This window comes from Marinomonas profundimaris (assembly GCF_000508165.1).
Classification (GTDB): Bacteria; Pseudomonadota; Gammaproteobacteria; order Pseudomonadales; family Marinomonadaceae; genus Marinomonas; species Marinomonas profundimaris.
The window spans coordinates 153,370-178,520 of sequence record NZ_AYOZ01000023.1; the positions used below are offsets into that span (position 1 = coordinate 153,370).

Here is a 25,151-nt window from a genome sequence, read left to right on the forward strand (position 1 = left end):
ATGGAAAAAGAAAAGGAGATCAAATGTTACCATGATCTCCTTTTTGTATAGCGTTACGAACTGATATTAGTTGGCTTCTTTACGAAGTATGTCGATCAATTCTTTGCTGTATTTGTCAGCGGCAGAGTACTCATCCCATAGACCTGCGCCAGCGTTCGCCCAAGCAGCTTTGTCGGCATCACTTGGAGCAGTGCTCCACTGAAGGCCTTTCGCTTCCATTTCGGCAACGGCTTGAGATTCCCACAATTTAGACTTGGTCATTTGCTCGCGAGCATGAACGGTCGTCGCAGCAGAAACGATTGCTTGAAGATCAGGTGTGAGTTTTTTCCATGCGCTGCGGTTCACAATAATAGGCAACACTTGAGCGCCTGCTAGAGGAAGTGGGTACATGTACTTCGCGACTTCAACATGGTTACCGTCACGGTGATCGATCATGTTCGAACCAATAGAGCCGTCGATTACGCCAGTAGAAAGGCTGGTGTAAATCTCGGACCACGCGAGAGACACAGGAGAAGCGCCTAGGTTGCGTAGGAATTTACCGTAAGCGCCTGGCGCACGGATTTTCAAGCCTTTGAAATCTTCAATCGAATTGATAGGGTCTTTTGTAATGACATAAACCGCAGGCTGAATGTATGGGTCAAGCCATACTAGACCCTGTTCGCCATAGGCTTTTTTCAGAATGGGCGCCCAGCCTTTTTCTTGGAAAAGCGTTGTCAGTTCAGCGGCATCACTGGTGCCACCAGGCAGACCAATTTCAACCAAGCCTGCAGGAAGTTCACCAGCGTGCATTGATTGGAAAGGTGCGCCCATGGTGATTAGACCGGTTTTTACGGCACCCAAAATACCAGAAGTACCCACACCTTCACCAGAATACAATACTTGCACTTTGATTCGGCCATTGGACATAGTCTCAATGTTTTTTGCTAATCCTTCGTACACTGCGCCATACGCTGTGCCACGGCCGTATAGGTTTGCGAAGCGCCAGTTATAATCTGCAGCGTGCGCAGTAGAAGCGACAGCGCCTAGACCTAGCGTGACAGCCAAAGAACTCGCAACCAATCGTTTTTTTACTTTTAGTATCGCTTTAATCATTGAGTTACCCCGAGAGCAAAAGTGCATGAAAAGATCACATCCTGTGATGGTGTGAAGTCGTGTATTCGATACTTTCAAAAAGCCTACGTGCATTAAAGCGCGTAAAACCTATCTAAAGTTTTGTCAGCACCAAACAATCAAAAAGGGCAAAAACCTTATAAATCAGTGAACTAACGCATAGACGACGCACAAAAACGATACGTCATGTTCTATTTTGGTGCAATCCATAGATTAGGTGATCACATCAATAAGGTGAATAATATTGATCTATCATGTTGAAAACGTGCATTATTTTTGCTTTTTTCAATGCAGGAATAAGCGGTTTAAAGGAGGGGAATTATTCGCACCAAATTAGGGCTCTCTAAAGAATCAGACAAGCCCTAAATTGGGAGTGGATCCGTTATGCCACGTCGAAACGTTGTATTTGGTTCGCTAATTCTTGGGTTTGGTGATGCACATTTTTATTGGCCATTTGGATAGATTGTGTGGCGATGTGGTTATCTTTTATATCGTGAGCAATGATGTCCATGTCCTGTGCCATTTGCGTGGTAGTCAGCGCCACCTCTTTAATCGCTTGGGTGATTTCCAACGTGTTGTTCATTGCTTCTTGTGTGTTTTTTTCGATTTCATGAATGGTAATCACGGCGTTTTCGCCCTGCTCTTTACTGCGACTGACTTTTTCAAGGCTGAGTGTCATGGCGTCGATCACCGCTAAGGTTTCTTTCTGAATATTTTCGACTTTGGAGGTGATTTCTCCCGATGCTTTGACGGTTTGCTCTGAGAGCGTTTTGACTTCGTCTGCGACCACAGCGAAACCGCGCCCTGCTTCGCCAGCACGAGCCGCTTCTATCGCGGCATTAAGTGCTAATAAGCTGGTTTGCTCTGCAACACCAACGATCAGCTCAATCACCACATCGATTTCTTTTGACAGTGTGCCAAGGCGCGCGACGCGTTCATTCGTATCTTGGATCGTGTCGGCCACGTCACTGATGCTGTTCATCGCGTTCTGCATGGCATTAACACCGCTTGTCGCCGAGTCATAAGCGACTTTTGTGCCCGTTTGAACCGATTGTGTCATCGCTTGTACCGTGTCCGCTGTGGCGGAAATCTCTTCGGTTGAAGCGGCCAATGTGTTGCTGCGATCACGAATGCGCTCGCTCCCGCTGACAATGGTTTGAATGCCAGTGTCCAATTCGTCTGCGGTGAGAATGAGTTTTTCGTTGCTGTTGAGCAAATGACGAATCAACTGACGCAGTTCATCGGACATTTGATTCGACGCAATAAACAGTTGCTGGAACTCATCTGGTTTGGTGATAAGTGTATTCTGTTGACGAGAACGGAGCTTGCCTTGTGCGACTTCTTTTAAGACGTCCAGCACGGCTTTCAGGTTGCGATTTAAGGAATGAATCACAGTCGATAAAATGAGCCCAGTGACTAAAGCAAGCAACACACAGGCTATCATCAAAGAGCGACGAGCTTGGCTGGCGGTGTCTAAGGAACGAGTTTGCGCTTGTGCCAGTAAGGTGTTTTGTAGGTAGTCGGCGCTTTTGTCCATGGATTGAGTGTATTGGCCGCTCAAAATTTCAAGCGTGCTTTCTTGTGATTTGACCGCGACCGAAAGACGAATAACAGGGGATAAAGCGTCTTCATACGTTTGCACCATGGGATTAAATACATCGCCAAAGCCGATGTTATTGATGGTGTCTTTTAGTACGTTAACGGACGTCATCAATGCCTCTTGATGGGCGGCATCGCTGTAAACAAGAAAATCTTTTTCCCGGTTTCTAACGTCTTTAAAACTGGCGGCAAAGCTCGCCAATGTGCTCAGTTTTTCGGCGAGTTCCGTAGCGGCCTGATTCAATGAGCCGAGTGCGGCGGATTGATCGTTGAGCCCAAGCGCTTGTCGAGTCTGTAAATAGTCTTCAATAGCGGCAATGTAATTGGGTAATATGGTTTTGTTTTGATTCAGCAACGACGTGCCTTGAGAGTCGATCAAAGCGGCTCGAATTGGAAATCCTTTCGCAATGGTGTGTTTAATATCATCAAGTTCTTGGTTTAGTGGTTCCACACCGTCTGGTGTTAATGTGGCCATTTTTCGCTCGAATTTTAAGAGAGACACTTCGAGGTTTTTGACTTGAGTGGTTAATCGACTCAGATCACTGGCATCATCTGATGCGTTCGACATCAATGACAAGTTATAGACGGAATAGGCGCCAAAACCGGCGTACCCAATACACACAAGCATCACAATCGCGATGAGTTTCTGACGAACGGATAAAGCAAATGGCATGTAACGCTCCTCTGGCCGCCTTGAAGAAGACAAGCAATCAAAATGAAAAAAGGCCTGTTTATCCAATAAGATAAACAGGCCTAAAAACGTACTGGAAGAACGAGATGAAGCGCGTCACGATTACGCTTCCTCTCTAAGGTTTGATCGAGCGGTTACCCATCTTCCTTGAACGCAGAGAAACCCGACCATAACAAGTGCTCTGCTGTAACCGCACCTCTACCTTAAAGAAGCACAAAGCGTGATGAAAGTAGGATAAACCGACGTAAAGTTAGAGAATCAGCGAACTTATTGTCTTCAACATTGAATATGATGACGTAAAGGCTATGAATCAGAGCGGATGACAAATTTGTTTGTTCAAAGCCGGCTCGAAACCCTAAAATGCCGCTTAAGCTGAGAACGACTATTGGGAGAGACGATGAATGTAAAAAACTATTCACTGGGTCAAGTGGGTGATTACGAGATCAAGCAGTTGAAAGTGTTTAAAACCGTGGTGGATTGCGGCGGGTTTTCGGCGGCAGAAACGTCACTCAACATTGGTCGATCCACCATTAGCTTGCACATATCCAATTTAGAGTCGCGCCTGAACCTTGTTCTGTGTAAACGTGGGCGTGGTGGTTTTTCTCTGACAGAGGAAGGTGTCATTATTTACAAGATGACCGAAAACCTGCTCGATTCACTCGACACGTTCCGAACCACAGTGAACAATCTTAACGCCAGCTTAACCGGAAAGCTTCGCCTTGCCCTTTCCGACAAAATTAGCCTTGATCCGCGCAGCCACTTCCCTGAGATGATTCAGCGATTTTCCTCGCAAGCGTCCGACGTGATGGTGACCACCAACGTGTCTTCCATGTCCAATATTGAACGCATGATATTGAATGACGAAGCAGACATCGGCTTTATTCCTTATCACCGCAAACTGGATGGCCTTAATTACGTGCATTTATACAGCGACGATTGTTATCTCTATTGCGGGAAAAACCATCCATTGGCGACGATGTCCGTCAAAGACCAAGAGTTGCAGGCCGACGAATACCCAGCGACACACGCAGGATTAAAACCCCACGAAGCGGTGAGCGAACAAATTTCACACATGAACCTTACTGCGATTTCGTATTTCTATGACAGTCGGCTGGCGTTGATTTTATCCGGAAAATTTATTGGCTTTTTACCGGAACAATACGCAGAACCGTATCTCGACCGAGGTGATATTGTGGCGGTTGCACCAAGTGAACGCTCTTATACGCTAGGCGTTGCGGTGATTTGCAAAAAAACCACGCAACCGAACAAACCAAGAGAGCTATTTCTTAAAGTACTGCACCAAACCGTAGAAGAGCTGATCGCCGCGCCTTATTGATTGGCAAGTACTTAAGGCCAAGGCAAGGGTTGATGCAGAGCGGTTTTTACTCTTTGCTCGTGACGATGGCTTGTTTCGAGCTGTAACCACGCTATAAAGGCTTCAATTCTCGCTTTACGTGGTGAGCTTTTTGCGTAGTGGGCATAGAACTGAATTTGCGTGTTAAGTGCCTTTGGATGTGCTTGCACCAAGGCGCCTGATAACAGATCGTCTTCAACCATGAATCGTGGGCATAGAAAAATACCATGCCCCGCTTTTACCGCGCTAATGCCCATATACCAAGAGTTTACTTCCGCCCAAAGCAAGCTCTTGCTACGAATCGGGCAAATGCCCAACTCATCAAACCATGAGTTCCAGCAATAGGTCGAATCCCCTACTTCAATCATCCAGCACTTTAATAAATCGGATGGCTGCGTGAACCCGATGCGCTCGGCCAATTCTGGGGAACACACAGGAATAATGTCAGACGTAATAAGCAAGCGCTGAATGGCGTTTTCTTGGCGATTCACCAAGCAATCAATGCTGACATCAATATTGCCCCCATGAATGTCTTCTTGCTCATCGGCGGAAAACAGCTTCACACTGATTTCTTGATGGCGATCCGAAAAGCGCCACAATTTTGGCATCAACCATAAGGAAACAAAACTTTGTAAGCCAGACACTTGAAGTATGCCTTCGAGAGGTTCCAGCTTGACGCTGTCTAAGCCTTCGCCAATGTGTTTAAACGCCTGCTCTAGGTGCTCCGCCAATTGTTGACCTTGGCTGGTGAGGCGCATGTCTCTGCCTGAGCGATAGAAAAGCGGCACTCCCAAGTAATCTTCCAACAAACGAATCTGCTGGCTGACCGCCGCTTGCGAGACGTTAAGTTGCTGTGCCGCTTTAGTATAACTGAGCGTTTGGCTTGCCACTGAAAAGTAATGGCTCGCCTTAAGATGTGTAATGCGATTGCTCATAAGCAAGTATCCAAAATAAAATCCATAAGATTTTCTAATCTAACCTGTAAGAATATAGCGTTCGTGTTTTTCTCGGTTTAGCACCACACTAAACGCTTAACAAATGGGAGGAAAAAGCATGTGGACGCTATTGGTATGGTTGAATCATAAAATAAAAGAAAGCTATGAATACCTTAAAACAGGCTATGAAGTAAAGAAAGCCAGACGAAGAGCAAAAAGAGACTTGGCCCTGTTAGGGCGCTTACCCGCGTATCTTCAGCGCGATATGGGGTTGCCGCCTTATACGGAAAGCGAAGATAGTAAAAAGCACAGACTGTAAGTTTATCTAATGATTTTTGAGGCTGAGTGCTAGAAGTACGTATAAAAAGTACGTATAAAAAAAGCCACCGTGTTACCACAGTGGCTTCGGGCAAGAATCATTCTTGCAAGCGGAAGGTGTTACTCATTTCAAAAAAGCGACTTAAACCAGTTCTTTAAAGCAGCGTTTGAAGATGTCCATGCCTTCGTCGATGATGGCCATTTCGATCGTCAAGGCAGGTAGGAAGCGAATCACGTTGCCACGAATACCACAAGACAACAGCACAAGGCCGTTTGCAGCGGCTTTTGCGGATAGTTTCTTAGCCAATTCTGGATACGGTTTGCTGACATCGCCATCGTGTACAAACTCCATAGCAATCATGGCGCCAGCATGACGAACGTCGCCGATGATCTGCGGGTATTCGGCTTGCATTGCGGTTAGGTGCTTAACGAAGTAAGCGCCTATTTCTACTGCGCGCTCGCACAGCTTCTCTTCTTCGATTACATCGAACACGGCAAGACCTGCCGCACAACCGACAGGTGAACCGCCGTAAGTACCGCCAAGTCCTCCAGGAATCGGCGCGTCCATGATCTCGGCTTTGCCCACAACCGCTGCGATAGGGAAACCGCCCGCGATGCCTTTTGCCGCGGTCATAAGGTCCGCTTCGATGCCCGCTTGTTCGTGGCAGAACATCGTACCGGTACGAGCAAAACCAGATTGAATTTCATCCATGATCAACAAAATACCGTGATCGTCACACAGCGTGCGCAGTTTCTGTAGGAAGCTCGCAGACGCTTGGTAGAAACCGCCCTCGCCTTGTACTGGTTCGATGATAATAGCCGCTACGCGAGAAGGCTCAATGTCGCAAGTAAAGCGTAGGTTTAAGTCTTCCAGAGCTTGTTCTTCCGTGATGCCCAAATAATCGTTCGGGTAAGGAATATGGAAAATATCGCTTGGGAAAGGACCAAAGCCAATCTTGTAAGGGTTCACTTTGCCGGTTAAGCCCATGGTCATGTTCGTACGACCGTGGAAACCACCGTTGAACGCGATAATGCCAGGGCGACCCGTGTACGCACGCGCAATCTTCACGCAGTTTTCAACCGCTTCCGCGCCTGTTGTCACGAAGATGGATTTTTTCGGCGTGTTACCGGGCGCCGCCGCGTTTAGCTTTTCCGCTAACGCAACCGCAGATTCGTATGGGCTGACCATCACGCAAGTGTGAGTGAAACGTTCTACTTGCGCCAAAACGGCCGCTTTTACTTTTGGGTGATTGTGCCCTGTGTTCACCACGGCAATGCCGGCGCCAAAATCAATATGGCGTTTGCCTTCCACGTCCCAAATTTCAGCGTTTAAAGCGCGATCAACGTACACTGGCGCCATGTTACCTTGACCACGTGCGATAGCACTTTCTTTGCGTTTTTGTAGATCAGCGTTGTTCATTTTTCTTCACCTTATCAATAGATGGCTCTAAATGTCATGGTGAAAACCGCGGGCTTTGTGCGGTGTTTCACCATAAAGAGTCTGTGTTATGTCGTAAGTTATTTCGCAGCGGGTTACGCTAATCCACCCATGCACATGTATTTGATTTCAACGTATTCGTCGATGCCGTACTGAGAACCTTCGCGGCCACTTCCAGACTCTTTCACACCACCAAATGGCGCGACTTCGCTGGAAATAATACCTTCGTTAATGCCTACCATGCCGTATTCCAAGGCTTCAGAAACACGCCAGATACGCGCAATATTTTGGGAATAGAAGTAAGACGCCAAGCCAAATGGGGTATTGTTTGCCATGGCAACAGCTTCTTCTTCGGTTTTGAATTTAAACAAAGGCGCAACAGGGCCAAAAATCTCATTAGAGAAAATGTCCATGTCTTCGGTCACGCCCGTTAAAATGGTTGGCTCGAAGAAGCGCTCGCCCGCTGTCGACTTGTTTCCGCCGATGAGCGCTTTCGCGCCTTTGGCAACGGCATCGCCCACCAATTGTTCGACTTTGCTGATGGCCGCGTTATTAATGAGTGGCCCAATAGAAACACCGTCAGAAAATCCATCGCCGGTTTTGAATGTTGCCACACGCTTCGCCAATTTCTCGGCAAACGCATCGTAAACGCCTTCTTGGATCAAAAGACGGTTCGCACACACACAAGTTTGACCTGCGTTACGGTATTTCGACGCGATGGCGCCTTCTACGGCGGCGTCTAGATCGGCATCGTCAAACACGATGAAAGGCGCGTTGCCGCCCAATTCCATCGACGTACGTTTCACGGTTTGCGCACACTGAGACAGCAACAATTTGCCCACAGGTGTCGAACCGGTGAAAGATAATTTGCGAACCGTTGGATTGCCTGTCAGCACGCCGCCAATGGCTTTGGCGTCTTTACCGACAACGACGTTTAAAATACCTGCTGGAATACCCGCTTGATGCGCCAGTTCCGCCAGTGCAAGCGCACACAACGGTGTTTCGTCAGACGGTTTGATGACAATCGCACACCCTGCCGCCAGCGCTGGACCGGCTTTGCGTGTGATCATCGCGATAGGAAAGTTCCATGGCGTGATCGCAGCGACAACGCCTATCGGTTGTTTGATGGTCAAAACGCGCTTGTCTTTGGCAAACGTCGGAATCACATCGCCATTCAAGCGACGCGCTTCGTCCGCAAACCAATCAATAAAAGACGCGCCATAAGCCACTTCGCCTTTGGCTTCTGTAAACGGTTTGCCTTGCTCTAACGTCATCAACGTCGCGAGGTCGTCTTGGTTGTCGAGAATAAGTTGGTTCCAACGACGTAATAACGTCGCACGTTCTTTTGCTGTGCGGCCTTGCCATTCTTTTTGGGCCTTTTCTGCTGCTTCCACCGCGAATGTGGTGTCATCTGCACCCAAATCTGCGACATCAATAATGTGCTCGCCATTTGATGGGTTAAGCACCGCGAATGTCTTACCTGACTTGGCATCGACCCACTCGCCACCAATGTAAGATTGGCTTTTTAATAGAGAGGGCTGAGATAGTATTGCTTTCATAAAAGACTCCAGACTTGGCTACGGAGGATGGTTAGTAGTGCGGTGTTAATTAACATAGCACTTTTAATATCAATCGATAGTAGGCAATGGCAACCGTTTGAAAAATGAGAAGCTATCAACTCAATGTTTGATAGCATTCAAACATTGTCGGCAATAAAGTATCGGAACACGATAAAATCGCTAATCCGATAGGAATTTTGTGCGATGACAAGGGGGGCGTGAAATACCCCTGTGTGGGTATAAGTCATTTCTTAGCAATATCGATAGGAATCGAACTGAATTGCACCACACGCTACGTAATCAAGCTATTTGAGGTATAATATCGTCATAATTTGAAAGGCAGTTGGTCGACGAAAAACATTATATTCATCAATAAAAACAGCTAATTAAGACAACAAGAGGACATGACATTGGCACAAAAAAGAGCGGTTATTCGTCAGAGCTTGCCAGACGTTATTGTTGCGGATTTGCGCCAGCGTATTTTGTCTGGTGACCTTGCTGAAGGGGAATTAATTCGTCAGGAACTCTTGGCAGAAGAATACGATGTCTCTCGAATGCCCATTCGCGAAGCCTTAAAACGTTTGGATGCCGAAGGGCTGGTGGTGTTTACCAACAACCGCGGCGCCACTGTGACCTTGCATACGCTTGATGAAATCGCCGAAATTTTTGATGTGCGCATGCTGCTTGAAGTCGACCTTTTCACTCGCGCCATTCCTTTAATGCAAGCCGCACACTTCACAGAATGCGAGCAACTGCTCAAAGACATGGAAGCGTCTTATCAAGCGGGCGATGTGGCAGCTTGGGGGCCATTAAACGCGCGCTATCACAACGTTCTTTATGCCGCGGCTGGCCGAAAACTCACTTCGAATTTACTTGAACGCGCCAGCCTACAATCCAACCGTTACGTGAGTTTGCACATTGATCAACTAAAAAACGCAGCGCACGCACAACAAGATCACAGTGAATTATTGTCCTTGGCTCGACAAGGTGACATCAATGGCGCCGCAGAAAAGTTACGTTCTCATATTGAAAGCACCAAACTGCAAGTGCTTGAATGGATTGCCGCCGCACGCAGGTAATCTTCCTTATTATGACCCCCTCCCAACCTCCCCCTTGTCAGGGGGAGGAGCTAGCCTTGAAGTATTTATTTCCTTCCTTTGTCAGGTGGAGGGGCTAGACTTGAGGTATTTATTCCCTCCCCTTATCTTCAAGGGGAGGGTTAGGGAGGGGTTATTCTTGATAATTTACCCAATTAAAACCGCTTTGCCGAAAATGGCGTTAAATCGATGTCTGGCGTTTCGTTATTTGCCAGCATAGCGACTAATTCGGCGGTGCCTGCCGATTGGGTTAACCCCAAATGTCCATGACCAAAGGCGTAGAGAATTTGTTTAGATCGGCTGGAATAGCCAATCACCGGCAAGCTGTCTGGCATCGAAGGCCGAAACCCCATCCACTGCTTCCCCCCTTCAATATTCAACCCCGGCAAGAACTCAGCGGCTTTATTCAGTAATGCATCGGCGCGTTTGTAGTTGGGCTTTAAGGCTAATCCGCCCAACTCAACCGCACCGCCAACACGAACACCATTTCCTATTTTTGTCACCACAAACCCATGGTTACTGAAGGTTATGTGTGTTTTTAAGTCAAATTCAGCATTGGATAAGGTAGTGTTGTACCCTCGTTCTGTATCCAGTGGCACATTGTCACCAATCGATAATGCCAATTTTTTTGACCAAGCACCTGCGGCGATCACCACTTGGCGAGCTTCATAATCTGCCGCGTCGCTTTTTAGTGTGACCGTTCTATCTTGGGAATCGAGGTCGTCATGTAACACCATGGAATGGATTGTCGCGATGGCGATTTTACCGCCAAGCCGTTCAAACTCATTGGCTAAATGCTGAGTCCATTCCGCCGGATCACAGACGTTTTTCCATTCTGGCGTAAACGCCGCGTGGGTGAATCTTGGGTGAATGCCAGGTTGGACTTTGGCAATGGCGGTGGGGGTGAGTAAAAATTCGTAAACCACACCGTGTTGTTGGCGTGTTTGCCAGTCTGCCAAGCTGGCGTTAAATTCGTCTTGGCCTTCGTAAAGTTGCAACTGCCCTTCTCGACGAATAAATGACTCGCCATTCACCGCTTGAATTTGTCGCTCAAGGGCGATTTTTGAGAAGTTCATTAAGCTCGCTTGTGCGGCCAAGGCGGCGTGGTATTTGTCCTGCCAACTGGCGCGCCAAAAACGCAACATCCAAGGGAGAATTTTCAGTGCGTAGGCAGGGCGAAGTGACAAGGGGCCAAGCGGATCGATTAGCCACTTTGGTGCTTTGCGCATAATGCCGGGTGTTGCCAACGGAATAACATCAGCAAAGGCAAACGCGCCCGCATTGCCCGCCGAGGTTTCGGCGGCCACGCCTTTTCGGTCCAGTACCAGTACTTGCCGACCTTGTGCTTGCAGCTTCAACGCAATGCTAATGCCGATGATGCCAGCGCCAATCACAATCACATCATGATTTGTTGTCTTATCCATTTGTTCACCGTTTTATCAAAATCCATTTATCCGTATTTAAGACAGGCGAATGCCATTTTTCAAGGGATCGTTCGGGTTAATGATGAGAGTCGCTTCCTTAGTAACAAACGCCTGACCCGTGATGATAGGAATAACCGCGCCCTCTTTTGACGGCAAATAGCGCAACCGATAACTGCTGCCAATGGTGCTTTCTTGGAGAATTTCCTCGTCTGGTGCAAGACGACCATCGGCGGCGAGACACGCCAAACGCGCGGAGCTTCCGGTGCCGCATGGCGAACGATCGTAAGCGTTGTCTGGACAAAGCACAAAGTTTCGGCTGTGGCCGTTTTCCGTCAATGCTGGCCCATAAAGCACAATGTGATCGAGGATCTCGCCATCTGTACCTGTTAGCTGCTTCTCTTGAATCGCATGACGAATTTTTATGGCGATTTCGGTGAGGTTACGAAGATTGCTTGGAATCACAGGAATCGGACTGTTATCTACAATAAAGAACCAATTTCCGCCATAAGCGATGTCGCCAAAAATTGTACCTATGCCTTCAATGTCGAGTTCAACGCCTTTGTGTAATCGGTGGCTTTCGACGTTTTTCACTGTGACTGTATTGGCATCTGACAGCGTCACTTCTACGACACCAACCGGCGTTTCGATTTTGTGCGTGCCGACGCCGATTTTTCCCATGTGAGCCAGCGTTGCCGCGACACCAATCGTACCGTGACCACACATTCCTATGACGGCGGCAGCGTCGAAATAAATCACCCCAGCGACGCATTCAGGATCGACCGGTTCGACCAGCATCACCCCGACCATGGCTTCTTGTCCATAAGGCTCAGACACCACAGAGCGATAAAATTCTTTATGCTCCGTGGCTAAGGTCTTGGCGCGTTCGGCCAAAGAACCAGAACCTAAATCTGGCCCACCAGACACAATAACGCGAGTGGGTTCACCTTCCGTATGACTGTCTATGACTTGCATGTATCTATTACTCCACCTTGTTTTACCCATCCCGCAAACCAGTCTTTGAAGAGCGCGTATTGATCTTCACAGTAACGACGTTGCGCGGCGTTAAGCTCGTCCGTTTCGTTGAAATGTAAGCGATACTCTTCTTCGCCGTTTAAGACTAGCAAATATTTGAAAAACAACACCAATTCTGGCCCTTCATCAAAACTGGCGAGCACAGAAAAGGCTTCTTCTAATTCTTGTGCGCGAACGCGTGCTTCCGCGTTGCCTTTGGCGGCCAGCCGACATAAATTAGCCAGCAACAAGACTTCGTTCGGTAACGCGGTGCCAATGCCCGTGATCGCACCGACGGCGCCGCATTTCACAAATCCGTGATACACCGCCGTGTCGACGCCGATCATCAACAACACGTCATCGTCTTGTGAAGTGATGTTTTCTGCCGCATAACGCAGCGCTTCTTTGCTACCGAACTCTTTAAAACCGACTAGGTTCTTGTGCTCGGCACGCAACGCAAAAAACAAATCCGCGCGGGTCTCAAAACCATACACCGGGCTGTTATAAATAATCGCAGGAATCGACGGCGCCGCGTCCAGAATCGCCTTAAAATGATGCTTTTGCGCCGCAATGACGGAACCACGAGACAGCACCCGAGGAATCACCATCAAACCCGCCGCGCCGACTTTCTCGGCATGGGCCGCCAACGCCACGGCGGATTTGGTATTAATCGCCCCAGTGCCAACCACCACAGGAATGCCCGCGTTAACCAAACGCTCCACGCCTTCCATGCGCTCCGCATCTGTCAGCAACGGCCAATCGCCCATGGAACCGCAATACACCACCGCCGACATGCCCGCCGCGATCATCTCCTTGCCTTTCTTCACCAAGTTATCGAAATCTGGCGTGCGATCCGCCTTACAAGGCGTCATCAACGCCGGCATAATGCCGTTGAAAGCACTTACATCAAAAACGTCATTTTTCATCATTCGATACCTTTTCTAAGAAATTGAAGGGAGTTAGTGTCTATTTATAAAAATGTATTTTGTATCCAAAATATACCCAGTGCAAAAAGTAGTCAATAATTTTTCTATTAAGGTGTAATTTCTACAAAGTGTTATTACAGATCTACTTGCTGGCTCTTGGTGGAATGTGTTCTATATGTCTGATCAAAATGTTTAATTAAGTTGGAAAAGATGTGTTTGTCCTATTTAGAGCAGTTTATGCGGCAGTGGAAAGCGTATTTGTTGAACGAATTAGCCGCTCACGGGCTTGGTTATATGGAAACAGACGTTGGTGATAGTGTGGATATCAAAGCCAATTCCTTGGCCTATTTTTGTTGGCTACGGACGACTTCTAGAGCGGATAATGGTTTCGGTGAATCAAGAGACGCAATCGCTTGGAAAATGCTAGAAAGGCAGTTGAGAGATCTCGCGAGGAAAGCCGAAAAAGGCAGCGCCAGCCTAGTTTCTAAGCTGCATCTCGATGAAAGGCAAATTCAGGTCTCTCTTAGTTTTAGTTACGACGCTGAGCAGCATATTGTGTACGTGAGTTGATATGTATTTCGGACTAGGTTTTGTATTCCATGGCGGGTAAGAATAAAAGCCGTTTTGATCAAACGGCTTTTTCATTGTCTAAGCGGTAGTCTTTAATTAAACATTCTAAAGGGATGTGCAGGCCTTTATTCAAGCTGCGGATCATGGTTAGACTTAAGCGTCTTTTCTTGTTTAACACTTCGCTGACCCGACTACGTTGACCTAGATATTCGATTAGATCTGTATCCTTTAAATTCATTTGTTCCATGCGAAATTTGATGGCTTCTATCGGATCGGGTGGATCGATAGCGTGATGCTTTTCTTCGTAGGCTTCAGCAAGTGCAGCTAAAATTTCCATTTCATCACCATCCGGCGTATTCGGTTTAGCGTCACGTAGGCTACGCATGCGCAAGACAGCGGCGTCTAGATCATCATCGTTTTTAATAGGATTAATGTTCATTTTTTTACCTCTTAAAGTGAATCAATATCCACTTTGTCATATTGCTTGTGAGTGCCTACGAACAGTACGTAGCAGTGAGAGCATCCGTAATCTATTTCAACGACTAGGCGGTATTTATTGCCGTGAATATTAAAGATTACCTTGTTATTTTTTATGACACTCGCATGACGATATTGTTCTTTTATGTCATGTGGCGTCTTCCAAACAGCATGCTTTGTCTCATCATGCCATGCTTTTAGAGGTTGCTCCGAATCCTGAAACTCCTTCTGTTCCCAAAATTCTCTTAGTGTTCTTTTGGTGAATATTCTCATGTGACTACTCTTCCATGTAAGTCTTTTCCCATTATGGGAAACGGAATGTAACATTGCAACTTTTTTTCCAAACGAGAAAAGCCGACTGGTTAGCCGGCTTTTTATTAAGTGATACATGAAGGGTGTCTAAAAACGTTATTTGGTTTTCTTCGCTTTCTTATTCGGCAGGTCGGTAATGGTCCCTGCGCCAAGCTCCGCTGCTAAACCAACGGTTTCGTGGAGGCTTGGGTGGGCGTGGATGGTTAAAGCGATGTCTTCCAATGTTGCGCCGAATTCGATGGCTAAGGTCAGTTCCCCGAGTAGCTCTCCAGCGTGAGAACCAACAACGCCAGCGCCTAAGACGCGTTCGGTGGCTTCGTCATAGATGAGTTTGGTTTTGCCTTGCGTCACGCCGGAAGCAATGGCTCGGCCGCTGGCAGTCCACGGAAAAACGGCGGTTTTGACGGCAATGTTTTGTTTTTTCGCTTCGGTTTCGGTTAAGCCAACCCAAGCCACTTCTGGAAAAGTATACGCAATGGAAGGAATGGCGAGCGGTTGGAAATCTACCTTGTGACCCGCGACGACTTCGGCAGCGGTGTGGCCTTGATGAGACGCTTTGTGTGCGAGCATTGGGCCATGAGTCACGTCGCCAATGGCGTATATATTGGGTACAGATGTTCTGCACTGATCGTCAGTCAATACAAAGCCGCGTTCGTCCAATTTTACGCCGATGTCTGCAATGCCCGCGGTTTTACCGTTGGGTGATCTGCCTACCGCCACTAATACCGCATCCACGGCGAGTTGGCGCTCGCCCTCTTTGTCTTTCAAGGTGACATTTAGCGCTTTTGGTGTGGCTTCAATGTTGGTGACTTGTGTTTGGGTCAAAAACGTCATGCGGTCTTGATTGGCCTGTTCGAATACGCGAACTAGGTCTTTGTCTGCCCCCGTCATGATTTGGTCGCCAAGCTCAGCGACGGTAATTTTCGCGCCTAATGATTGATACACCGTCGCCATTTCCAAACCAATAATGCCGCCGCCAAGCACCAATAGATGCTCTGGAATGCGTTCGAGCTGCAGCGCGCTGGTGGCGTCTAAAATACGTGGGTCGTCGTACGGTACGAAAGGCAATCGAATGGCGCGAGAACCCACAGCGATGATCGCGTTCTTAAAGTCTAATTTCTCTTCTTTACCGTCTTTTGTGACAACAATAGAGCGGGCGGAGTCAAACTTGCCTTCGCCATGAAGCACGGTGACTTTTCTGCCTTTGGCCATCATGGTGAGGCCGCCCGTTAAAGTGTCTACGGTGGATTGTCGGTGGTGTCGAATGGCGTCAAGGTCGATGGTGGGTTTGGTGAATTGCACACCATGAGACGGCTCGTCGGCCATGAGTATTTTTCCAGCCACGTGCAACAGGGCTTTCGATGGAATGCAACCCACATTGAGACAAACGCCGCCAAGCGTATTGTGGCGCTCTATCATGGCGACGTTTAATCCTAAATCAGCCGCTCGAAACGCCGACGCATAGCCGCCAGGGCCACTGCCTAAAACCACAAGATCGTATGTCATTCTTCACTCCTAATTGGGTGTTTGGAAAAGGTAAAAACAATTACCTATCACTAGATAGGTGAAATATAACTGGTAGATTTACGCTAGGTCAATAAAATACCTATCACTAGATAGATAAATCGAAAAGAGACGTTCTTAATGATAGCTGGAAAAAATGACACCAAACGCCAAATTCAAGATGTTGCCGAGCGCTTCATTATCCAAGGTGGCTACAATGCGTTTAGCTTTCGTGCCATTGCGGAAGAGATTGGAATAAAGAGTGCAAGTGTTCACTATCATTTTCCGACTAAGGCAAATCTTGCTTCTGCAATTTTGGCGCGTTACACCTTGTTGTTTTCTGAACAACTACCGAACCCAAATAATGAAAAAATAAATGCGTCGTTGTTGCTGAATGGATTCATCGATGGCTTCAAAGCCAAAGTCGTCGATCAGCGCAATATGAGCTTGTGTACCATGTTGACCGCCGATAAACACATTCTGCCAGAGGAAGTGAGCGCGGAATTGGCGGCGTTTTATAATGTGAAGCTTGCATGGCTAACGCAGGTCTTTATGCGATTGGAACAAGTTACTGAAGATCAGGCGTTGGTGCTCGCCAGCCAATTACTGGCAAGCCTACATGGCGCATCGGTTTTGGTACAAGGCACCAATCAACCGGACTTTTTTGATCGAGCCTTGTCCAACTGGAAAAGCCGCTATTCTTAAAAGGCGGGGTGATTTATCAATTCAAGCGACACCATGATTGATGTATCATCAAACTTCCACAGTTTATGCGAAAAATTTGCTCAATGAGTTCAGCCGATAAGCACTTATATCATCCTACTTTTCAGTGGCGGTTTCTTCATCCTCGCTTTTGGCTTACTTGGCTTGGCGTTTTCTGCGCGTTGCTCATTGCTTTTTTACCAGTATGCTGGCGCGACAAATTGGCCAGCAAAATTGCCTGTTCACTGTTGCACACAAAAAGCGGGGCGTTAAAGCGCGCACGTATCAATCTTGAGCAGTGCTTTCCTGAAAAACCGTTAGAAGAACGCGAGCATTTGCTAAAAAGAAGTTTTGAAACCGCTGCGCAATTTTTTATCGCTTATGGTGAGTTGATCATTCGCAGCAAGAAACACTGTGAAGACCGTTGTGTGGTGTCGGGCGAAGAGCATTTGTTCCCTTTATTAGACAGCGGGAAAAAAGTGATTGCGCTGGTTCCTCATTGTTGGGCGATTGATTACGCGGGCATTATGTTAACGGCCAAAGGCTACAAAACGGTGGCGATGATTCGTACGCAGAAAAATCCGATTTTAAATTGGTTGATTCATCGTCAACGCATTCGCTACGGCGCGCGCGTGTATTGCCGAACCAGCGGCATTAAACCCTTTATGAGAGCCATCAAAGAAGGCCATTTAGGCTACTATTTGCCAGATGAAGATTTGGGCGCACGCCACTCGGTTTTCACGCCGTTCTTTGCGTCTAATAAAGCCACCATGAAAGGCTTGGGTAAGCTTGCTAAAGTCACGGACGCGACGGTAGTGCCTATGCTGCCAGCGTACAATACAGAAACGGGGAAATATGAACTGTTCATTTCGCCTCCGTTGGAAAACTTCCCAAGTGATAGTGAAGAGTCTGACGCTTTGATCATGAATCAGGCGTTGGAAGCCATGATTGGGGAACACCCTGAACAGTATATGTGGGTGCTTAATTTGTTGCGCACACGCCCCGACGGCTCTCGTCTTTATTAGCGTTAATCTTCTCTTCATAGTTCCTTCGCGAAAGTGGCCATTTCAATGGTAAACTACGGCTTAAAATTTTAGGTCGTTTCTTGCTTTTTAGACGCAAGATGCGACGCGATGGAGCCTTTTATGTCAGTAACTTCTCCTGCAACGGTGACGAATCTCGATGTCCAAGCCGTTAAAGACTATCTTTTGTCTCTCCAAGACCACATCTGTTCGATGTTAGAAACCGTCGAACCGTCTATTCGTTTTAAAGAAGACGCGTGGGACAGACCCAACGGCGGCGGTGGTCGAACGCGTGTTATTGCGGGCGGCGATGTGATTGAGAAAGGCGGCGTGAACTTTTCGCACGTCATGGGCGACAATCTTCCGCCTTCTGCGACCGCAGAGCGTCCTGAGTTGGCGGGTGGACGATTCGAAGCCATGGGCGTGTCTTTGGTGATTCACCCTAACAACCCGATGGCGCCGACGTCGCATGCGAATGTGCGCTTGTTTATCGTCTATAAGGACGGAATGGCGCCCGTTTGGTGGTTTGGTGGTGGTTTTGATCTGACGCCTTATTATGGCTTTGACGAAGACTGTATCCATTGGCACCAAACCGCACACGATGCCGTTGAACCTTTTGGTGAAGGTTATTATTCGCGCTTTAAAACCTGGTGCGACGACTATTTCTATTTAAAACACCGTGGCGAACCTCGTGGTATTGGCGGTTTGTTCTTCGATGATTTTAACGAAGCCAGTTTCGAACAGTGCTTCGGCATGATGAAAGCCGTGGGCAACGCCTATACCGATGCGTATTTGCCGATCTTAGAGCGCCGTAAAGACTTACCATTCACCGAGCAACAGCGAGACTTCCAACTGCATCGTCGCGGTCGTTATGTCGAGTTTAACTTGGTGTTTGACCGAGGCACGCATTTTGGTTTGCAAAGTGGTTTGGGTCGTACGGAATCCATTTTGATGTCATTGCCGCCGGAAGTTCGCTGGACATACGAATACCAAGTCACAGCGGAGAGCGAAGAAGCCAAATTGACAGAATATTACCTCACGTCAAAAGATTGGCTCGTGGCAACGAAATAAAGAAAATACAACGACATCGCGCTTAGAATAAACAAGAGGACATATTTTGGATCAATACGCCGTGGTAGGTAATCCGATTGCTCACAGCAAATCGCCAAGCATTCATACGTATTTTGCGGAGCAAACCCAGCAAACGTTGACGTATTCGACCCTACTGGGCGACGATATTGAATTTGAAAACCAAATAAGAGCCTTTTTGGCGAGCGACGGAAAAGGCCTTAATGTTACCTTGCCTTTTAAAGAGCGTGCTTATGCTATGTGTGACGTATTAAGTAAACGCGCGGAACAAGCTGGTGCGGTGAACACAATCGTGATGAGCGAAAATGGCGACCTATTCGGCGATAATACTGACGGAATCGGCATGGTTCGCGACATGATCGACAATCACGGACAGACATTAAAAGGCAAGCGCGTCTTGGTTTTGGGCGCCGGTGGCGCGGTGCGAGGTGTGCTTGAACCTATTTTGTCCGAGCAACCAAAATCTGTCACCATAGCCAATCGAACGGTTGAAAAAGCACACGTGTTGGCGCGGCATTTTGAGTGTTTGGCGTCGACCTTTGAAGATTTAGAAGGCGCATTCGACATCATCATCAATGGCACATCGGCGAGTTTGTCTGGCCGTTTACCGCCGTTAAAAGACGAATTAGTCGGCGAGCAAACTTGGTGTTACGACATGATGTACGGCGCGGACCGCACGGTGTTTCTCGCGTGGGCGCATCAGCGTGGCGCCAACGGTGCTGACGGTCTGGGTATGTTGGTTGGGCAAGCCGCCGAAGCCTTTTATTTGTGGCGTAACGTTCGCCCAGAGACCGCCAGCTTGGTTGCGCTGATGCGCAAACAAATGGAAGACTGTTGATCCGCGAACGAAAGGGCACTGTATGAAAGCGCAATGGTTTAATTCAGTTGACCAAATCGGCGAAGCCAAGTGGCAAGCGGCCATTGGAGAAACGCATTACCCTTTTGCGCAATTTGCCTTTCATAACGCCTTAGAACAAAGCAAAAGCATTGGCGACGGAACGGGTTGGTATCCTGAATATCTGCTCGTGATCGATGATGACGACAGCCCGCTGGCGATTGCCCCAACCTATTTGAAAACACATTCTCAGGGCGAATTTGTTTTTGATTGGTCGTGGGCGGATGCGTATCAGCGCCACGGCATGCGGTATTACCCGAAACGCATTTGGGCGATACCTTTTTCTCCGGTGACGGGGTTGCGGATATTTTCTCACCTTGACCCAAAAGGCGACGATGTTCCGTTTTCGCATCTTTATCCCGCGCTTGCGGAATTGATGACACAAGCGAATCAAGAACGACAATTTTCGAGCTGGCATTTGCTGTTTACCAAGCCAGAACACGCGGCTTTATTCGCACCAAACAAAGACCTACTGCATCGTATATCTTGTCAATTTCATTGGTTTAATCGTGACTATCACGACATGGAACACTACTTTTCTCATTTCTCCAGCCGCAAACGCAAAGCCGCACGCAAAGAGCGAGACAAAGTCACTAAGCAAGGTATTCATCTCACTCGAACAGTTGGTAATGAGCTGACGGCAGCTGAGATTGATTTCTTTTATTTATGTTACCAATCCACGTACGCCAAACGCGGACAGCAAGGGTATTTAACGCGTGAATTCTTTGGGCAACTGGCCGAGACCATGGGTGAGCAAATCCTCTTAGTACAAGCGTACCGAGGCGAGGAAACGATCGCGGCGTCGTGGTGTTTCTTCGACGATCACTCTTTATATGGTCGTTATTGGGGCTGTATGGAAGAAGTTGATTGCCTGCATTTTGAAGCGTGTTATTACCAAGGCATCGAATTCTGTCTTGAAAAAGGGTTACAGCACTTTGATCCTGGTACGCAAGGGGAACACAAAATCGCCCGAGGTTTTGAGCCCGTTTTTAGCCATAGCATTCATTACATTGCCCACGAAGGCTTCCGTGATGCGATTGGGAATTTCTGTGAAGAAGAAGCGGAATCTGTGCGCGAGTATCATCAAGATACCCACGCGTTGTTGCCGTTTAAAGAGAGGTAACCCCCCCTCCCTACCTCTCCCTTAGCAGAGAGAGGAGTGTAGAGATTTTGTACCCTCCCCTTATCTTCAAGGGGAGGGTTAGGGAGGGGTTAAACATCACACGTCTTTATGCGGACCGAATAATTCGTAATGAATACGGTCTGCTCCCACGCCAAGCGTTAACAGCTGCTGCTTAACAAACATCATGAAGCCGACTGGGCCGCATAAGTAAAACTCGCCATTGGTGAGCGGTAAGCTGTCTTTGATCGGATCCAATGCCATATTGCCTTCAATCACGCCGTCTTCTGCGTTGTCCGCTTGCTCGTACCAAGTATGAACAGACAGGTTCAAGGTGCCTTTAAGGCCGTTTACGTGCTCTTTGAAAGAATGCTGACCTTGATTCGCACAAGCGTGTAAGTAATGTACTGGCTGCGTGTAGCCTTGTTTAGCAAGTGTATTCAGCATGGCTTGCATGGGCGTTAAGCCAACGCCACCAGAAATCAACACCACCTGTGTTTGTTTGTCCTTGAAGAAGAAGTCGCCAGCCGGTGGCATGGCTTCAATCTCGTCTCCAACGTTTAGATGATCATGCAGGTAATTGGACATAACGCCTGCCATGTCATCGCTGCCTTCACGTTTTACGCTGATTCGATAAGTCTGATTATTTGGTGCTGTTGATAGAGAGTATTGACGTATCTCATCGTATTCATTGCCTTTTGGATGTAATTTAACGCCCAAGTATTGGCCTGGAAGATAGTCGATCACCGCGCCGCCGTCGGTTGGTTCAAAAACGAAACTGGTCACAAGATCGGACTCCGGTGTTTTGGACGCCACGCGGAAACGACGGAAATCTTCCCAGCCGCCGGCTTGCGCCGCGCGCTCTTTGTAAAGGTCGCTTTCTATTTTGATAAAAATGTCAGCCAGTTGCCCGTAAGCCGCTACCCACGCTTCTTCAACGTCTTTAGTGAAAGCGTCTGGTGCCAGCTCGCGCAAGGTTTCGATCAAGTGATGACCAACGATATCGTATTGATCTGGCTGAATATTAAAGCTGGTGTGTTTATGAGCAATGCGCATTACGGCACCGGTGAGGACGTCTAAATTGTCGATGTGCGTCGCGTAAGCCGCAATGGCATTGAACAACGCGGCTGGCTGACCACCTGTTTTTTGGTGCGTCATGTTGAACACGTTTTTCAGCTCAGGATTGTGCGAAAACATACGTTGGTAGAAATGCTCGGTAATGGCGGTTCCGGCTGAAGCAAGCAGCGGAATAGTGGCTTTCACTGTGTCTATATGTTGTTGCGATAACATGATTGTTTCCTTTTAAATCAATGAAGAAAGGTGTGTTATCTGTACTATTGCGAAGGTCGTGCCAAAAAATAAATATCAATAAAATCATAATGTTATGGTTTTAATCTTCTAATAAGAGTCAATAAGACTCATAAATATAAAAGTCTATATGATATATTCGAGTCAAAGTGACACAGTTCGAAATGCATCCTACGAGTCGATGACTATGAATCAGGTTTCCAACAACGCCCTACTCAGCTTTGCCTTAGACCTTGCCAGCGCGGTGACGCAGCCGAATCGCTTTGAGCAATTGGTCTTCGCCGTGCGGGCCACCATTAATTGTGATGCGGTTGTTCTACTGGTGCATAACCACGGCGTGTTAACGCCTATTGCCCAGCGGGGGTTGTCTGAAGACCTGATGGGAAGACGCTTTACCATTGCAGAACACCCAAGGCTAAACGCCATTTGTGGCGGTCATTATCCGGTTCGCTTTGCCGCCGATTCCCCACTCCCTGATCCTTATGACGGCATGGTGTTGGGACACGATGAACATTTGACGGTGCATTCCTGCATGGGTGTGCCGTTTTATTTGGAAGGAAAACTGATAGGCGCGGTCACGTTGGACAGTATTTCCCCCGGCGTGTTTGATGACATTGATGCACGCGCCTTAGAAATCATTGGCACCATGGCCGCGATGACGCTAAACACCGCCATGTTGATGGAACAATTGGAAAACAAGTCGCAACATGCCCAACATGTTTTGAAAGTCATGAGCGAGAAAAGTGCTGAAATGATTGGTCAAAGCAAGGCGATTCAAGACCTAAAACAGTCGATTCAGCTTGTCGCACCGTCGGATTTTGCGATATTGATTGAAGGCGAAACCGGCGTTGGAAAAGAGCTGGTTGCGCGCGCCTTGCACGAACATTCGTCTCGTTCTGACGCACCAATGGTTTACGTCAATTGCGCCGCGATTCCGCTTCATCTCATTGAAAGCGAGTTGTTTGGTCATGTGAAAGGCGCGTTTACTGGCGCAGATCGAGACCGAGATGGCAAGTTTCTGTTGGCCGATGGCGGCACATTATTATTGGATGAAATTGGGGAATTGCCCTTAGAAGTACAAGGCACTTTGCTTCGCGCTATTCAAAACCAAGAAATTCAAGCGGTTGGCAAAGACCAAGTCCGCAAAGTCGACGTGCGAATCATCGCCGCGACCAATCGCCACTTGGCGACCGAAGTCGCGGAGAATCGATTCCGTGCCGATTTATTTCACCGACTCAGCGTCTTCCCAATCCAAGTGCCGGCATTGCGTGATCGACAAGGTGATATTCCATTATTGGCAGGGTTTTTCGCCGAACGATTTCGTCGAAAACTGGGCTTGCAGCAGCTTACCTTGTCGCCATCGGCCATTCAGATGCTAGAAGCCTATCGTTGGCCTGGGAATGTCCGAGAACTTGAACACGTTATTTCTCGCGCTGCCCTTTTCTCAAAAGCGGACCACCCAACGGGCATCACGGTGATTTCACCAACGCACTTAACAGGGTTACAAATTGACAATGAGATTAAAGAAAAGATACAGAATGCAGACGTATTGCAACCCCGCTTAGACAAACAAGAAACAATCGATTTGCGTTTAGAAACAGAAGCTTACCAACGTGACATTATCCGTAAAGCGCTAGAAACCAATGAAGGAAATTGGACGAAAGCCGCTCAGCAGCTGTCTATGGATCGTGCTAACTTAGCGCGTTTGGCAAAACGTTTAGGGATTGTCGTCGCTAAAGAAATTCGCGCTTAGAACCCCCTCCCAGCCTCCCTCTTAGCAGGGCGAGAAGCTAAGATTTTTAGTTCCTTCCCCTTATCTTCAAGGGGAGATACAAGGGTTAGGGGGGCAAGGCTTAATTATGCCTCGCTGCACTTACCTGACGAATGCGTTCCGCGGGGAACTCAAGTTGAGGCAACAAATAGGCTTTCAATTCTTCTGGGTAGTTCAATTCGTCCAGCGCGGCCGCCATGCAGTTTAGCCACATGGCTTTCTCTTTTTCGGTCACAACTAAATGCGCGTGCGCTTGAGGTAAACTGATGGGGCCATATTTTTTGGAAAACAGCTTTTCACCGCCCATCCAGCCCGATAAAAAAGACACCAGCTTGTCGATGGTTAACTCGATATTGTTTGGGTGCATGTCGAATAATGGTCGAAATTCTGGCGTGCTTTCCATGATTCGGTAGAATGTTTCGACCAGTGTTTGCAAGCCGGAAAGACCACCAACCGCTTGCAAGGTTCCATCGCTTTCGCCATACACTGGCAGATTAGAATTTGTCATCTTATTCGATGTCTTTTTTGGTGCTTTGCGGTTGATTCTGTTCTTTTTTAGCGACTTTTTCTTTGTCCATTTTGATGGAGTTACGGTAACCGCCAATCGCGGCCAAAGCGCCAATAATGAAACTCATGTAAAGCGGAATTTCAAATAACATCGTAATACTGATGAAAACACAGCCGACGGCTAAACCTTCAATAAAAGGTCTGAGTTGCTTGGGCATAAGATTTCTCCGAAAGATAAAAAATAAACGCGAGTTTAGCAAAATTATACGACGATGCGAGCCAGATTGTGGAAAAAAGCACTACTTATCCAATATTAGGAAGCCTTTATGTTTTAAAATTTATCGTTTTTCAATATGTGGACAACCCTTGTAAATGTGTAAACAAACGTCACCCTCGGTCTCCTTGTGGCTAAT

General features: G+C 47.6%; 24 protein-coding genes. 10 read left to right on the forward strand and 14 right to left on the reverse strand.

What is annotated here, in order from left to right:
- Window positions 1–66 precede the first annotated feature (66 nt).
- Together D104_RS29875 and D104_RS29880 are read right to left on the reverse strand one after the other, a co-directional pair.
- Complete coding sequence (locus D104_RS29875; RefSeq protein ID WP_024024322.1) at window positions 67–1,092, reverse strand: TRAP transporter substrate-binding protein; 1,026 nt, start codon at window positions 1,090–1,092, stop codon at window positions 67–69.
- Window positions 1,093–1,492: 400 nt separating this feature from the next.
- Complete coding sequence (locus D104_RS29880) at window positions 1,493–3,382, reverse strand: methyl-accepting chemotaxis protein (RefSeq protein WP_024024323.1); 1,890 nt, start codon at window positions 3,380–3,382, stop codon at window positions 1,493–1,495.
- A 415-nt stretch (window positions 3,383–3,797) separates the two neighbouring features.
- Between D104_RS29880 and D104_RS29885 the strand changes: the two genes are divergently transcribed.
- On the forward strand, window positions 3,798–4,736 hold the full coding sequence (locus D104_RS29885; RefSeq protein WP_024024324.1) for a LysR family transcriptional regulator: 939 nt from the start codon (window positions 3,798–3,800) through the stop codon (window positions 4,734–4,736).
- 11 nt (window positions 4,737–4,747) lie between these two features.
- Here the strand turns inward: D104_RS29885 and D104_RS29890 are convergent, their stop codons facing one another.
- Window positions 4,748–5,689: a LysR substrate-binding domain-containing protein gene (locus D104_RS29890; RefSeq protein ID WP_024024325.1), complete on the reverse strand. Its 942-nt coding sequence runs from the start codon at window positions 5,687–5,689 to the stop codon at window positions 4,748–4,750.
- Between the two features lie 118 nt (window positions 5,690–5,807).
- Here D104_RS29890 and D104_RS29895 point away from each other — a divergent pair, with 118 nt between their 5' ends.
- Window positions 5,808–6,008, forward strand: a complete 201-nt coding sequence (locus D104_RS29895) for a hypothetical protein (protein WP_024024326.1) — start codon at window positions 5,808–5,810, stop codon at window positions 6,006–6,008.
- A 141-nt stretch (window positions 6,009–6,149) separates the two neighbouring features.
- Here the strand turns inward: D104_RS29895 and gabT are convergent, their stop codons facing one another.
- Window positions 6,150–7,427, reverse strand: a complete 1,278-nt coding sequence (gabT, locus tag D104_RS29900) for a 4-aminobutyrate--2-oxoglutarate transaminase (protein WP_024024327.1) — start codon at window positions 7,425–7,427, stop codon at window positions 6,150–6,152.
- 113 nt (window positions 7,428–7,540) lie between these two features.
- Window positions 7,541–9,004 (reverse strand): NAD-dependent succinate-semialdehyde dehydrogenase, encoded by a 1,464-nt coding sequence (locus tag D104_RS29905; protein WP_024024328.1) that lies wholly within the window; start codon window positions 9,002–9,004, stop codon window positions 7,541–7,543.
- A gap of 410 nt (window positions 9,005–9,414) precedes the next feature.
- Between D104_RS29905 and D104_RS29910 the strand changes: the two genes are divergently transcribed.
- The gene (locus D104_RS29910) at window positions 9,415–10,083 is read left to right on the forward strand and encodes a GntR family transcriptional regulator (protein WP_031214956.1); all 669 of its coding nucleotides are present in this window, start codon (window positions 9,415–9,417) and stop codon (window positions 10,081–10,083) included.
- A 173-nt stretch (window positions 10,084–10,256) separates the two neighbouring features.
- Here the strand turns inward: D104_RS29910 and D104_RS29915 are convergent, their stop codons facing one another.
- Genes D104_RS29915 through D104_RS29925 form a run of 3 tightly spaced genes read right to left on the reverse strand, consistent with a single transcriptional unit; the run spans window position 10,257 to window position 13,462 of the window.
- Window positions 10,257–11,525: an NAD(P)/FAD-dependent oxidoreductase gene (locus tag D104_RS29915; protein ID WP_024024330.1), complete on the reverse strand. Its 1,269-nt coding sequence runs from the start codon at window positions 11,523–11,525 to the stop codon at window positions 10,257–10,259.
- Between the two features lie 36 nt (window positions 11,526–11,561).
- Complete coding sequence (locus tag D104_RS29920) at window positions 11,562–12,497, reverse strand: 4-hydroxyproline epimerase (protein ID WP_024024331.1); 936 nt, start codon at window positions 12,495–12,497, stop codon at window positions 11,562–11,564.
- Window positions 12,485–13,462 carry a dihydrodipicolinate synthase family protein gene (locus D104_RS29925; RefSeq protein WP_024024332.1) on the reverse strand — a complete coding sequence of 326 codons (978 nt, stop codon included), beginning with the start codon at window positions 13,460–13,462 and terminating at the stop codon, window positions 12,485–12,487. The genes D104_RS29920 and D104_RS29925 overlap by 13 nt, the downstream gene beginning before the upstream one ends.
- A 237-nt stretch (window positions 13,463–13,699) precedes the next feature.
- Here D104_RS29925 and D104_RS29930 point away from each other — a divergent pair, with 237 nt between their 5' ends.
- Entirely contained in the window at window positions 13,700–14,032 is a 333-nt protein-coding gene (locus D104_RS29930) for a hypothetical protein (RefSeq protein ID WP_024024333.1), read from the forward strand.
- Window positions 14,033–14,090: 58 nt separating this feature from the next.
- Here the strand turns inward: D104_RS29930 and D104_RS29935 are convergent, their stop codons facing one another.
- From D104_RS29935 to lpdA, 3 genes are all read right to left on the reverse strand, one after another.
- The gene (locus tag D104_RS29935; protein WP_024024334.1) at window positions 14,091–14,471 is read right to left on the reverse strand and encodes a helix-turn-helix domain-containing protein; all 381 of its coding nucleotides are present in this window, start codon (window positions 14,469–14,471) and stop codon (window positions 14,091–14,093) included.
- Window positions 14,472–14,482: 11 nt separating this feature from the next.
- Window positions 14,483–14,782: a type II toxin-antitoxin system HigB family toxin gene (locus D104_RS29940; protein ID WP_024024335.1), complete on the reverse strand. Its 300-nt coding sequence runs from the start codon at window positions 14,780–14,782 to the stop codon at window positions 14,483–14,485.
- A gap of 135 nt (window positions 14,783–14,917) precedes the next feature.
- Window positions 14,918–16,327 (reverse strand): dihydrolipoyl dehydrogenase, encoded by a 1,410-nt coding sequence (gene lpdA, locus D104_RS29945; RefSeq protein ID WP_024024336.1) that lies wholly within the window; start codon window positions 16,325–16,327, stop codon window positions 14,918–14,920.
- A 138-nt stretch (window positions 16,328–16,465) separates the two neighbouring features.
- Between lpdA and D104_RS29950 the strand changes: the two genes are divergently transcribed.
- From D104_RS29950 to D104_RS29970, 5 genes are all read left to right on the forward strand, one after another.
- Window positions 16,466–17,029, forward strand: coding sequence for a TetR/AcrR family transcriptional regulator (locus D104_RS29950; RefSeq protein ID WP_024024337.1), 564 nt, complete (start codon window positions 16,466–16,468; stop codon window positions 17,027–17,029).
- Between the two features lie 83 nt (window positions 17,030–17,112).
- Window positions 17,113–18,051: a lauroyl-Kdo(2)-lipid IV(A) myristoyltransferase gene (lpxM, locus tag D104_RS29955; protein WP_024024338.1), complete on the forward strand. Its 939-nt coding sequence runs from the start codon at window positions 17,113–17,115 to the stop codon at window positions 18,049–18,051.
- Between the two features lie 120 nt (window positions 18,052–18,171).
- Window positions 18,172–19,119, forward strand: coding sequence for an oxygen-dependent coproporphyrinogen oxidase (gene hemF, locus D104_RS29960; protein WP_024024339.1), 948 nt, complete (start codon window positions 18,172–18,174; stop codon window positions 19,117–19,119).
- A gap of 46 nt (window positions 19,120–19,165) precedes the next feature.
- Entirely contained in the window at window positions 19,166–19,975 is an 810-nt protein-coding gene (gene aroE / locus D104_RS29965) for a shikimate dehydrogenase (RefSeq protein ID WP_024024340.1), read from the forward strand.
- Between the two features lie 22 nt (window positions 19,976–19,997).
- A complete protein-coding gene (locus D104_RS29970; RefSeq protein ID WP_024024341.1) occupies window positions 19,998–21,155 on the forward strand; it encodes a GNAT family N-acetyltransferase in 1,158 nt (385 codons plus the stop codon).
- A 96-nt stretch (window positions 21,156–21,251) separates the two neighbouring features.
- Here D104_RS29970 and hmpA read toward each other — a convergent pair whose 3' ends face one another.
- Window positions 21,252–22,442 carry an NO-inducible flavohemoprotein gene (gene hmpA, locus D104_RS29975; protein WP_024024342.1) on the reverse strand — a complete coding sequence of 397 codons (1,191 nt, stop codon included), beginning with the start codon at window positions 22,440–22,442 and terminating at the stop codon, window positions 21,252–21,254.
- A gap of 205 nt (window positions 22,443–22,647) precedes the next feature.
- Between hmpA and norR the strand changes: the two genes are divergently transcribed.
- The gene (norR, locus tag D104_RS29980) at window positions 22,648–24,213 is read left to right on the forward strand and encodes a nitric oxide reductase transcriptional regulator NorR (protein WP_024024343.1); all 1,566 of its coding nucleotides are present in this window, start codon (window positions 22,648–22,650) and stop codon (window positions 24,211–24,213) included.
- Window positions 24,214–24,313: 100 nt separating this feature from the next.
- Here norR and D104_RS29985 read toward each other — a convergent pair whose 3' ends face one another.
- Together D104_RS29985 and D104_RS29990 are read right to left on the reverse strand one after the other, a co-directional pair.
- Window positions 24,314–24,739 (reverse strand): group II truncated hemoglobin, encoded by a 426-nt coding sequence (locus D104_RS29985; protein ID WP_024024344.1) that lies wholly within the window; start codon window positions 24,737–24,739, stop codon window positions 24,314–24,316.
- Between the two features lies 1 nt (window position 24,740).
- Window positions 24,741–24,956, reverse strand: coding sequence for a hypothetical protein (locus D104_RS29990; protein WP_024024345.1), 216 nt, complete (start codon window positions 24,954–24,956; stop codon window positions 24,741–24,743).
- Between the last annotated feature and the right edge of the window lie 195 nt (window positions 24,957–25,151).